This is a genomic window from Pseudoalteromonas sp. SCSIO 43101, from assembly GCF_023650775.1.
Classification (GTDB): domain Bacteria; phylum Pseudomonadota; class Gammaproteobacteria; order Enterobacterales; family Alteromonadaceae; genus Pseudoalteromonas; species Pseudoalteromonas apostichopi.
On sequence record NZ_CP072673.1, the window covers coordinates 3,542,980 to 3,555,949 of the forward strand.

9 protein-coding genes are annotated in these 12,970 nt (G+C 42.7%); 6 read left to right on the top strand and 3 right to left on the bottom strand.

Annotation, left to right across the window (positions count from 1 at the left end; all coding sequences use genetic code 11):
* Positions 1–5: 5 nt before the first annotated feature.
* The 3 genes from J8Z25_RS16475 to J8Z25_RS16485 are packed head-to-tail and all read right to left on the bottom strand — an operon-like array spanning position 6 to position 3,270.
* Positions 6–767 (bottom strand): 3-hydroxybutyrate dehydrogenase, encoded by a 762-nt coding sequence (locus tag J8Z25_RS16475; protein ID WP_130050231.1) that lies wholly within the window; start codon positions 765–767, stop codon positions 6–8.
* Between the two features lie 4 nt (positions 768–771).
* Entirely contained in the window at positions 772–1,959 is a 1,188-nt protein-coding gene (locus tag J8Z25_RS16480; RefSeq protein WP_250661429.1) for an E22 family MetX-like putative esterase, read from the bottom strand.
* 9 nt (positions 1,960–1,968) lie between these two features.
* Entirely contained in the window at positions 1,969–3,270 is a 1,302-nt protein-coding gene (locus J8Z25_RS16485; protein WP_130050229.1) for a GntP family permease, read from the bottom strand.
* 294 nt (positions 3,271–3,564) lie between these two features.
* On the opposite strand from J8Z25_RS16485, the gene J8Z25_RS16490 reads away from it, so the two are divergent.
* The 6 genes from J8Z25_RS16490 to J8Z25_RS16515 all read left to right on the top strand — a co-directional run bounded on the left by J8Z25_RS16490 (position 3,565) and on the right by J8Z25_RS16515 (position 12,936).
* Entirely contained in the window at positions 3,565–5,856 is a 2,292-nt protein-coding gene (locus J8Z25_RS16490; RefSeq protein ID WP_130050228.1) for a TonB-dependent receptor, read from the top strand.
* Positions 5,857–5,968: 112 nt separating this feature from the next.
* Positions 5,969–6,631: a response regulator transcription factor gene (locus J8Z25_RS16495; protein ID WP_130050227.1), complete on the top strand. Its 663-nt coding sequence runs from the start codon at positions 5,969–5,971 to the stop codon at positions 6,629–6,631.
* 183 nt (positions 6,632–6,814) lie between these two features.
* Entirely contained in the window at positions 6,815–8,299 is a 1,485-nt protein-coding gene (locus J8Z25_RS16500; RefSeq protein ID WP_502934606.1) for a serine hydrolase domain-containing protein, read from the top strand.
* 160 nt (positions 8,300–8,459) lie between these two features.
* Complete coding sequence (locus tag J8Z25_RS16505) at positions 8,460–9,737, top strand: efflux RND transporter periplasmic adaptor subunit (RefSeq protein ID WP_178926386.1); 1,278 nt, start codon at positions 8,460–8,462, stop codon at positions 9,735–9,737.
* Positions 9,734–10,486: an ABC transporter ATP-binding protein gene (locus tag J8Z25_RS16510; protein ID WP_130050224.1), complete on the top strand. Its 753-nt coding sequence runs from the start codon at positions 9,734–9,736 to the stop codon at positions 10,484–10,486. The genes J8Z25_RS16505 and J8Z25_RS16510 overlap by 4 nt, the downstream gene beginning before the upstream one ends.
* Complete coding sequence (locus J8Z25_RS16515) at positions 10,486–12,936, top strand: ABC transporter permease (protein WP_250661431.1); 2,451 nt, start codon at positions 10,486–10,488, stop codon at positions 12,934–12,936. Before J8Z25_RS16510 ends, J8Z25_RS16515 begins: the two co-directional genes overlap by 1 nt.
* Positions 12,937–12,970: the final 34 nt, after the last annotated feature.

Below are 12,970 nucleotides of genomic sequence, written 5' to 3' on the forward strand. Positions count from 1 at the left end.
TCCTCCTATTGTGCAGTCCAACCGCCATCAATGGCGATTGCTTGGGCGGTAATATTGCGTGCTGCATCGGCCATTAAAAAGCTAACGGTATGCAGGATCTCATCTAAACCGATAAATGCTTTTTTCGGCATTGGTGCCAGCATAATCGTGTCAATCACTTGTTGCTCTGAAATACCGTGCTCTTTTGCTTGTGAGGCAATTTGTTGCTCCACTAGCGGCGTTTTTACATACGCTGGGCACACAGTGTTAATAGTGATATTGGCATCGCCAGTTTCCAGTGCCATAGTTTTAGCAAAGCCGATTAAGCCATGCTTCGCAGCGATATAAGCTGACTTATATTTGGACGCCACCATGGCGTGGATTGAACCAATATTAATGATGCGACCAAAGTCTTGTTCACGCATTCGTGGTAGCACGGCTTTGGTCATCATCGCCGGGCCAACGAGCATAACTTGCTGTAAAAACTGCCACTTATCAGCCGGAAAATCTTCAAGCTTTGCAACGTGCTGAATACCCGCATTATTAATAAGCACATCAATCGGCTGATTAAGCTCATTGAAAAACTGCTCTATTGCATCACTATCTGCCACATTAAGTGCATACCCTTCGGCGCTACCACCTTGCTCAACAATACCTGCTGCCGCCTGTTTTGCAGCTTGCTGATTTAAATCAGTGACAATAATAGTGTGGCCTTGCATCGCTAGTTGCTGGGCAACATATAAACCAATACCACTGGCTGCACCAGTAATTAAAACTGTTTTGCTCATCGGGTTACTCCTCTAAAAACTCACTGATAAGCTGCGCTTTAGGGGCGATTGAGAAAATGCCATCAAGGTGTCCCCAGCCCCCTTCAATTTCTGAAATCTCAACGTCTTTACCTGCTGCTTTCATGGTGTCAAACACGGTGCGCATGTTTTCAGGGCGAAGCAGTAAGTCGTTCGTTGCGGGTAGTAATAATGTTTTGGCGGATACATTTTTAAGTGCAGTTGTTAAATCGCTTTGCATGCCAGCGGTAAATAGTTGTGATGCCCGGACCAAATAAAGTACATGATTTGCATCTTGGGTTTTCGCACGCGCCATTGCACGTTGTGCTAGTACTTGGTTTAACTTAGGCAAGGTACGAATGTCTTTTAACGCGCCTTCATCAAGCACGTTAAAGTCAGGGAAGCTCGCGTTATAAATAATTGGATGCATCGCATCTTGCGTAATATTAAGCATGGTTGCCGCTAAGCCATCTAACGGACGCTCTTTGCCGTAATAATTACCTTGCTGCCAGTTTTTATCTAAACGAATTGGTAACGCCCATTTTTCAAGTGCTGCGACTGTCCATGCATCCATCGTTGCAGCGCCAATCACATGAATTAAACGCTCAACTTTATCTGGGTAACGCGTTGCCCACTCAAGTGCTTGAAACGACCCCATTGATGCGCCCATCACAGCATGTAACTTAGTGATACCTAGGCTTTCAAGTAAACGCTTTTGCACATTCACAAAATCAGTAATCGTAACCACAGGAAAATCTAAACCATAAGGTTTGCCTGTTTTAGGATTAGTTGACGCAGGGCCTGTGGTGATTACATTTTCATCATGCCAGTTGGCATTCACTAACGTATCTGAACTAATCACATAATATTTATTCGTATCGATAGCTTTGCCTGAGCCGATAATCGCATCCCAATAACCCGGTAGGGCATCATCCGCTTTATATTTGCCTGCGGCATGAGAAGTGCCAGAGAAATAATGAGTAATTAAAATCACGTTATCTTTATTGGCGTTTAGTTTTCCGTAACTTTCCCAGCCAATATCCACTTGCTCCAAGGTCACGCCAGACACAGTGGTAAAATCCTTTGTCGTAAAATGCTGTTTTTCCACTAGCATGGTTTCGGCTTTGTTTTCGGCGCCAAACGCAGTACTACTAAATACAACCAGCCATAGCAAAATTATTAATTTGGTTTTCATTGCTGTTCCTTAAAAGAAAATAAAGAGTCCAAGTGCCAATGCGACACCGATAAGCGGAACGACCGCAGTAAGTGCTGCCATTGACCAATACGCTCGTTGATGCGTTTCTTTACAGATAGCGCGTATTGTTGTCACTACATAGCCATTATGCGGCAAGGTATCGAGAGCTCCAGAACTAATTGCCACCACGCGGTGCAGCTGTTCAGGATTAACTCCCATATCTAAATAACCCGGTGCTACAAGTGGTAATGCAATAGCTTGCCCGCCAGAAGCAGAGCCCGTTAAACCAGCAATTACACTCACTGCCACTGCAGCGCCAACCAGCTCATTCCCAGGCATATGAGTCATCACATCTACTGCTGCGGTAAATGCCGGTGATACTTTCGCTACAGCTCCAAAACCAACCACTGCTGCAGTATTACCGATTGCCACTAAAGCGCCTGTTGTACCAACATTAATTGCATTTCCCATATCGTGAAAATGCTTGAAGTTGATAATCACAATACTCAATACGCCACCAAGCAAGGCTACAATAAGTGCTGTTTGCTGCAGTACATCATGTAGAGTAAATGATAAAAGTAACACCACGATTAGCGGGATCACACCAGTAATTGGGTGCGGACGACGACGCTCAATAATGACAGGATCATCATCACGAGCTTCAAAAGTTTCACCATTGGCAACGGCTTTTTTGATCATCTTGTTTAACCAAAAATAACCTACTGTTGCCATGAAAATGGCCACCACTAAGCTCACTTCCCATGCTGCATATGGCGACGTGCCAAGGTGCTTAACCGGGATCCAGTTTTGAATTTCTGGCGAGCCTGCCGAAGTCATGGTAAAGGTCACCGAGCCAAATGCCAGGGTTGCTGGAATAAAGCGGCGCGGTAAGTTTGCATCTTTAAACAAACTTAATGCCATTGGGTAAACAGAAAACGCAACAATAAAGACGCTCACGCCGCCGTAGGTTAAAACTGCACAGGCGATCACCACCGCAAGAACTGCGTGTTTCATACCTAGTTTGCCTACAATATAGCTCGCAACACTGTCTGCAGCACCGGTATCTTCCATGAACTTACCGAATAAAGAACCCAGCAAGAACATAAAGAACCACGCACTTAAGAAACCAGCAAAGCCATCCATATAGGCGTTAATAAAGTTTGTATCTGCCGATACAGGGAAAATGGCCATGCCACTACTAAGTGCGACTAACAACGCACAGATTGGCGCGGCGATAAATAAATTTACCCCACGCAGCGTTAAAATGATCAGCAGTATTAAACCGCCTAACAGTCCTATCATGCTCAGCATAGACATTCCTATAATTATTGTTATTACACAGATGAGGTGACATCGGAATAATGCTATCAGTCTTACCTTAAGCGCCTAAAAAATACATAACACTAAGGTACTATCTGCTTTAAAAATAGCTTAATTGCTTGATAAATAAAGAGCTGTGGTGGGTATAGCACTATGGTACTAATTCAATTTTTGCAACTATCTTCTACATTAACTGACAGGTGACACGGGCAAACTTATTAAGTCTTCGGCAACATCAACGAGAGTGGCCATAAGACTAATGACAACAATAACAAGGAATACAACATGATAAAGCTTAACCCAAAAGTCGCGCCACTTACTCTGGCTGTATCACTTGCATTAGCAGGTGTCAGTGCTCAAGCGGCAGAACAAGCCGAACCTGCAGCAAAAAAAGGGGAACTAGAACGTATTCAGGTAACAGCGCGTAAAACCGTTGAAAACCTGCAAGAAGTTCCTGTTGCTGTAACTTCAGTTGGTGCTGAAGAGCTTGCAGAAAACGGTATCGTCGTCATGACCGAAGTTCAGCAGTTCTCGCCAAATACCACCTTGCAAGCAAGCCGTGGTACTAACTCTACAATTACTGCGTTTATTCGTGGTGTAGGTCAGCAAGACCCATTGTGGGGTTATGAGCCGGGTGTTGGTATCTATATTGATGATGTCTATCTTGCTCGCCCACAAGGTGCGGTGCTTGACCTTCTTGATGTGCAACAAATCGAAGTATTACGTGGTCCACAAGGTACGCTTTACGGTAAAAATACCATTGGTGGTGCAATTAAATACGTCACCAAAGAAATGAGCGGTGATGCAACTTTAAATATACAAGGCACTGTAGGTAGCTATAACCAAAAAGATTTAAAAATTACTGGTCAACTGCCAATTATTGACGAAAAACTCTATGTAGGTTTTGGTTTTGCAACACTTAATCGTGATGGTTTTGGTGAGTTTTTAACATCAGCTCTTGATAACCAAGACCGCGAAAACTACAACAAAGACGTTACCGCAGCTCGTGTTACTTTAGAATACACGCCTACTGATGACCTATTTTTCCGTTTTGCGTGGGATAAAACAGAAGATAAATCTAACGCGAAAGGTGGCTACCGCTTACTTCCTAGCCTACTAACAGATGCACCAGTTCCAGACAGTGTGTATGACTCATACACCAGCTTACCAACATGGAACAAAGTTGAACTAGAAGGCTACAGCTTAACTGCTCGTTGGGATATGACTGACAGCACGAGCATAAAATACATAGGCTCAAGCCGAGAGAGCTACTCACCAACTAATATCGACTTTGATAATACGTCGTTGCCGATTTTCGATGTACCCGCTATTTACGATGATGAACAAACTACTCACGAATTACAGCTAAACCATCAAGGTGATAACTACAAATTTGTATCTGGCCTTTACTATTACGATGGTGAATCATGTGGCCAGTTTGAGGCAATTTTAGGTATCTTAGGTCAAAGCTTAGGCGCTCCTGGCCTCACTCGTGAAGTTAGTGGTTGTAGTAACTCAAATAGTAAAGCTGCGTATATTCAAGGTAGCTATGACTTTAATGATCAATGGTCAATGACATTGGGTGCACGTTACACCAAAGACAAAAAAGAGGCGCTTGTTAACAACGGCCTAATTTTTGACATTGTATATCCAGAATCAGGTTGGATCCCTGGTTATACTCGCCCAGAAGGTCAACTCGTACCAACCGTACTAGATGATGAAGAAGAATGGTCACGCTTCACACCACGTGCTGGTGTTGAATATCAGTATTCAAACGACATCATGTTCTTTGCAAGTTATGCGCAAGGCTTTAAGTCAGGTACTTTCAACCCGCGAGCAACAACCGCAGAGCCTGCAGCAAAACCTGAAATCGTTGATTCATTCGAAATCGGTATGAAGAGTGAGTGGAATAATAACTTACGTGCGAACGTAACCTTGTTCACCCTTGATCATAAAGACCGTCAGTATATTTCGGTGTTACCGGGAGACAGTGCATCTGATCTAAACCAACGCTTAGGTAACATTGGTGAATCAACCTCAGATGGTATCGAACTTGAACTTAACTACGTAGCCACAGAATCACTAAGCTTTGATGCATCAATTGGCTATATAGACAGTAGCTTTGATAACGTAATTGATTACGACCCTGAAACAGGTGAGGCATTCGACAAATCAGATCGCTTCACAGTATCAAACACGCCAGATTTGACCTTCAATCTAGGTGCGACCTATCGCATGTACACAGAAATGGGTGATTTTGTAGTAAATGGTAACTACTACCACCGAGGCGACTACGCTCTATTCGAAGAAGATAGCCTACTCACTCAAGATGCTTACGGTATCTTTAACATGGGCATTACTTGGTACAGCACGGACGGTCACTGGACTGCTGGTCTTTACGGCAAAAACTTAACGGATGAAGAGTACATGATTGGTGGTTACCAATTCGTAGCACCTGATCCAACAGATCCAACTGATACGAGCAAATACACCCCTGGTTTAGGTGGTGATAATACGCTAATCGGTTACTACGGCGACCCTCGCACTGTTGCCTTCACTGTTGGTTACCGTTTCTAAAAAAGAACCTAAATCCTTGTGTGAGAAAGGTTTGTCTGAAACTTCCCTTCAGGCAAACCTTGTTTCAAAGCGCAAAATCACTTATAACATAACGCATTGGAGAATCGAGGGAATGTCTTTAGCTGTGAACACTATAATCGCCGATGATCACCCGTTATTTAGAAGTGCACTGCGTCAAGCCGCCGCGACATCAGTGCCCGAAGAACATATTAAAGAAACAAGTGACATTGATGGCTTGTTCGCACTATTAAATGCACATCCTGAAATTGAACTGATATTCTTAGACCTAACTATTCCAGGTGCAAATGGCCTACAAGCCCTTTCGCAATTACGAAATCACTACCCAGATATCTTAGTGATTATGGTCTCTGCCAATGAAACCCCCGCCATAATCAAACAAGCCATGAGTCTTGGCGCTGCAGGCTATATTCCTAAGTCATCTTCTTTAGATGTCATCAGTGAAGCAATTAGCCATGTATTAAATGGCGACACTTGGCTACCACCCGAAGTTGATTTAACCGATGTAGTGATAAACGACGAACAAAGCGAATTTGCTCGCAATCTTGAAAAGCTTACACCACAGCAATATCGCGTATTGGCGATGATTGCCGACGGTTTATTGAATAAACAAATCGCTTTTGAAATGTCGATTCAAGAAACTACTATCAAGCAGCATGTTTCAGCGATTTTACGCAAGCTTAATGTTTATAACCGCACCCAAGCGGGCATTTTGTTTAATCAACTTTCACAGGTTGGCAAAATCGAAGAAAGCTAATTTAAGCTTTCACTCCCAGTTTTAATTTGAAATTCCCATAAATGGGAATTCCCAAATCAAAAAACAAAATAAAAACTATAAATTTCAAAACGTTAAACATTGGCATACTCCTCGCTTTAGTGCTCACATCAAAACTATCTAAGTAAAAAATAATAGATAAAAATGAACACTAAGGACAACATCGTGTACACAGCTTGCAAAAAACTAGCAAAAAAATTAATTCTTCCGACCATAACACTGCTATCAGCCAGTTTCTGCGCCTTTTCTGCACATGCAGATGAGCTTGACCAATGGGTGGTTCAGTTAATGCAAAAAAGAAATATTCCAGGGCTACAACTCGCCGTCGTTCGAGATAATAAAGTAACTAAAGTTGCCAGCTACGGAGTTGCAAATATTGAAGATAATATCGCCGTTGATGGCAACACTTTATTTGCCATTAATTCTGCAACAAAAGCTTTTGTTGGTGTGGCGCTGATGCAGCTTGTTGAGCAAAAGAAATTAGATCTTAATGCGCCTATTGGCACTTATCTGCCAGAATTGCCAACTGAGTGGCACGCTATATCAACCAGAGAGTTAATGAGCCATACATCAGGCTTACCTGACATAATAAAAGGTGAAGTTGCTGATTTAATCTCAGATCAAGGACCCGATGATGCATGGCAACTAGTTCAAACCAAGCCATTAGAATTCGAAACAGGCACTCGCTTTAAATACAACCAAACAAATTACGTTATTATTGGTAAGTTAATTAACAAACTATCGGGGATGCCATTTCAGCAATTTATCGAAAAAAACCAATTACAGCAGGCTGAAATGAGCAGAACACTTGAAGCGGGCTTTAATAACCTCAACAATGTTGTAAAGCACTCAGCAAGACGATACGAAAATCAAGGCGATGAACTGTTCAACTCAAGAGAAGCCATTTTTTCTGAAATGTTACAAACCGCCGCAGGCATGGCATCAACAGCAGCAGAATTGGCAAATTGGCTAATCGCTTTACAAACAAATCAATTTATTAGTGAAGACAGTATACAGCAAATGTGGACTCCGACTCGCCTAAGAAGCGGTCACACTCAAGGCTTCAATCAACGTTTAAACGGCTACAGTCTTGGCTGGCCTGTTATGGACCGAGAAGAGCATCCTGCATTAGCCGCTGTGGGTGGTAACAGGGCTGGTATCTTTGTTTACCCAGAAGATAATATGTCAATTGTGATCTTAACCAACTTAATGGGTGCAATGCCATCGCAATTTGTAGATGAAATTGCTGGCTTTTATATTCCAGAAATGAAACAAGAGAATGGCTTTGGCCTGCCCAAAAATATAAAACGCTTATGGCAAGTTCTTGAAGTACAAGGCTACGAAAATGCAATTGCGGCTGCGGATCAATTAAGCAAAGAAAAGAAGATTCAATTTGCTGAAAACGATATTAACTTATGGGGTTATTCGCTTATCAACCAAGACAAACTCAATGAAGCATTAGCGGTTTTTAAGCTTAACACACACCTTTACCCTAATAGTTACAATACCTTTGATAGCCTAGCAGAAGCGTACTGGTATCTCGGTAACCTTAAACAAGCAATAGCCAACTATAACCAAGTACTCAAGCTTAAACCTGATAACGCACATGCTAAAAAGCAACTGGCTAAACTTGCAGAATTAACCCAGTAAACACTGCATTATAGTTTGTCCCACTTTTGATTTTATTAATCCCAAAAGTGGGAAAGCCCACCTAATCACAAAATTAAAAACGATAAAAATCAATAGATTAAACCTTGGCACGTTCCTCGCTTTTGTGTTGCTAAACTTACAACACAATGAAATATAGCCAATGGATTTAGACAGCACTCTAAAACGTAAACCTCAGCAATCAAAAGCTAAAAAATGGCTTATTGGTGCAGCTATTAGCGTGTCAGCGCTTGGCGCTATAATGGTTTATCAATGGGCGACACCCACAGTAGTTTCTGCCAGCCAATTGCAAATAGCAACCGTAGAACAAGCCGATTTTGTAGTAAAAATACGTGGCTTTGGCCGTTTAAAACCGAAGTATCAACGCTATTTAACCAATACTGACACCGCAATGGTCGAAGCTATCCACGTTTACCCCGGCACTATTGTTAACAAAAACACGGTGATTTTAAGCCTAGTAAACCCTCAGCAAGCGCAGCGTTTATCGGTCGCTCGGCTAGAACTCGCTCGCCAAAAAGCCAGTGTTAATGAGCAAAAAATTAACCAGCAAAGTGAGCTACTTGAACGCCAAGCGAATCTCGCCATTTTAAAAAGTGAGCTACAAAGCGCAGAGCTTAGAGTCGATGCCGAAAGTAAACTGATCGAACAAGGAATTGTTTCAAGCCTAGATTATAAACGAAGCATGCTAAACGTTGCACAGCTTACAGAGCGCGTAAGTATCGAGCAGCAACGCCTCGCTCAGCTCAAAGAAATGCACTTACAACGTAGCAAAATACAGCAAGAGCTATTAAGCCAATTTGAGCTTAATTATCAAGTTGAGCAACACGCTTTTGATCAGCTGCAAATAACGGCAGGTATCGATGGCATGCTACAAGAATTGAATGTTGAACTTGGTCAGAACCTAGTGCCGGGCACCCGCCTTGCTGTGGTTGGCTCAAACAAAGCACTAAAAGCAGAGCTGAGTGTGAAGCAAGCTGATGCCGAAAAAGTGGCACTCAATATGGCAGCAAAAGTAAACACCTTTAGCCAAGCAAGCCACGGTGAAGTTGATGCCAAAGTCACCCGAATTGACCCTATCGTTACCGATGGTCGGGTTATTATTGAACTTGATTTACAAGGCACACTGCCTGCCAATGCTCGCCCAGATTTAAGCATTGAAGGTTATGTTGTTAGCAACATTATTCCCGATGCGTTAACCATTAACGTGCCGCAAAAAGCGCAAGCACACAGCGAAGCCACGCTATTTAAACTTAATCCAAATACCCAGTTAGCAACGCCAACTAATATCGAATTTGGTACACTCAGTGACAATCAAATTCAACTTTTGAGCGGTGCCACCGTGGGCGAACAGCTGATCATTTCTGACCTTTCTAAATGGCAGCATTTGGCAACAATAAAAATCGAACAGGACAGCTTATGAAAACCAACACGCTTATCTCATTAAACAAAATCGCCAAAGTTTATCGCGGCCAAAATGTTGAAACCTATGCATTAAAAGACATCAGCCTGAATATTAACCAGGGTGACTATATTTGCATTAGCGGCCCATCTGGCTGTGGTAAATCGACGTTGCTGTCATTACTAGGCTTACTAGATAGCCCAACTGCTGGCGACTATTTCATTAAAGAAGTCGACACAAAAACCCTCGATATGGATCAGCAAGCTGAACTTAGAAACCTTCACATTGGTTTTATATTTCAGTCGTTTAACCTAATTGATGAATTATCGGTGTTTGACAACGTGGCACTGCCGCTCACTTACCGAGAGCCAGCCATGAGCCCGAGCGAAATAGAGCTTGCGGTAAAACAAGCCCTTGATGAAGTTGAAATGGGCCACCGTGCTCAGCATAAACCAAACCAATTATCTGGTGGTCAACAACAGCGTATTGCCATTGCCCGCGCATTGGCTGGCAAGCCAAGCATTTTATTGGTGGATGAGCCAACCGGTAACTTAGATTCAAAAAATGGTGATGCTGTCATGGACTTGCTCGATGAGCTAAATAAAAAAGGCACCACGATTTGTATGGTAACCCATGACTTACGTTATGCCGGGCGCGCTAAAACGCAACTTAAATTGTTAGATGGTGAAATTGTTTCCTACTCTGAAGCTCGCCAAGCACCTAGCAGCGACACTGCAGAGCAAGTTCTCGAAAGCGCCGAGGTGATGTGATGAAATTAACCAAAACACGCGCCCAATTAAGCTTAGCGTGGGCATCATTAATGAATGCACCGGGTTTTGTCACTGCGGTTATCGCAACGCTTGCTTTAACACTGGCCACCATGTTTGTGGTGCTTAGCCTTGTTAACAGCTACTTTTTAAAGCCCCTTGATGTGTACGATGAAAGCCGCATGGTGGTGGTTGAGCAATCACTTACCTATGATGACTATGATGCTACTGGCTTTCAAAGCTATCAGTCGATGGTGCATTGGCTTAAGCATAATCAAAGCTTTGAACAAAGTATGATGATCAATGCAGGTGAGCAAATTTTTGCAAACCTTGATGGCGAACCGAAAGAGCCTGTGCTGTATGTTGGCGGCAACTATTTTGACTTATTAAACACGCCATTTTTAATGGGACAAGGTTTTGACCTTGGAGAAACGCTAGAAACTCCTGATGACCGGGTTGTTATATCTGCTAACTTCTGGCGCAAACATTACAACAGCGACCCGAACATTATTGGTAAAACACTCTCAGTCATGGCTGGTGAAACCGATTATGTTCACCGTATCGTCGGTGTTGTTGATGACTCATTCAGCCCACCTTACATGTTTAAAGCAAGTGATGTTGAAGTGTGGTTTCCATCCAGTGCTGACCGCCGTTTCTTTCACAATGACGATTGGCAAAGCCCATGGACAAACACGTTCAAAAACCTAAAACTAATTGCTGTTTTAAAGCCTGGGGTCACCATAGATCAAGTTAAAGTCGATTTAAAACAGCAAATTGATACGGTTAAATCAGAATGGCTAAACAACGGGGGGATCACCGATGTAAAACCTGAAGTAACCCCTTATCGTGACGTTGAGCTGGGTAATAACGATGACTTAAGCTTGATGATGTTAGCCGGTGCGGTAGGGCTACTGATTATTGCAGTACTTAATGTAAGCACTTTGTTCTTCTCACGCGCTTTTGCTCAACATAAAACCCTCGCCTTGCAGGCGGTGTTAGGTGCAAAACGCAGCACGCTATTTAAAAGTATCTTTTTACAATCACTGATTTTAATGACCTTATCGGTAAGCATTGCGCTGTTTTTATCGGTATGGGGCATACGTTTATTTAAAGTATTGGCAGAAGGGCGTTTACCACTGGTGAATAGCTTAGCCGTTGATACCACGTTAGTTATTGTTGCCATTATACTGTGTATTGCTCTTGCTTATATTTTCTCTGTAATTACAGCACGTTTGGTAAATTACAAAACCCTAAATACGCAAATGCAAAACAGTGGTAAGGGCGGTGTTTCGCAGGTATCTGGCCGCACAGTGCGTATTTTAATTGGCTCACAAATGTTTGTTGCCGCGCTGCTTGTAAGTTTTTCTGTGATGGTAGTCAGTAAAGCCATGGGCACGATTAACCGCCCACTCGGTAGTGATACCGAAAACCTATATTTTGCCAACCTGTTCCAGCCAAATAATCAAATGTCATTGGCTGAACGCTACGAACACATGCTGCAATACAAGCAGGTTTTGCTTGATAGCCAAGGTATTGATGATGTTGCCCTAGGTCACAGCCCTGTTTCGCAAAGACAAAACGCCAACACCTTGACTGATGTAAACGGTAAAAGCTCAGTTTTCTTCCCTAGTCAGTGGGTAGGGCCTGATTACTTTGCTTTAGTTAATACCAAAATTCTCGCCGGCCGCACCTTTACTGAACAAGCAATACGAGGTGAAACCAACGAGATACTGGTATCAGTCAGCGTGGCAGAGAACTTATTACCAGGCCAAGACTATAGAAATATTATCGGCAAGAGCTACCAAGGCTTAGAAGAAAAGATGTATGAAGTGGTGGGTGTAACCGAAGATTTTAATCACCCTAAATACTACGATGAATCGTTTGGTCGTCACATTTGGTGGCCTGCAACACCGTATAGCTACATGTTTACTATCAAAGCTTCTGAAGGCGTTAAGCTGACTAATAAACAAATACTTAATACGCTAAAAGAAAAGAACAGCGACTTAACCATGTGGCAGTTTAATGACCTGCAACAAGAGTACGACAATTTACTGTATATGAGCCGACTGACAGTGGTTCTGTGTAGTACCTTAGCGCTATTTACTCTATTATTAGCAGCAATCGGTATTTTTGGGGTACTGAGCTACAACCTGGGTCTACGCCGTTATGAGTTTGGTATTCGTATGGCATTAGGTGCGAAAAAAGCGCGCTTATTCAAGCTGATGAGTGTTGAAGCTATTATCCCTGTGCTCATTGGCTTTGCGGTTGCTCTCGCCGCGGTAATGGTGGGTTTTTACATGTTACAAGGACAGCTAATGTCATGGCTGATACTTGATGTAAGACTGCAATTACTCGCTTGGAGTATTACCTTATGTATTGCGCTATTCGCTTGCTTTAGACCTTTGGTTTTACTGCTTAAAGCAAAACCTATGGCCGCACTACGTAACGATTAACAGCACAAAATGGTGGCTTAAATTTAAGCCACCT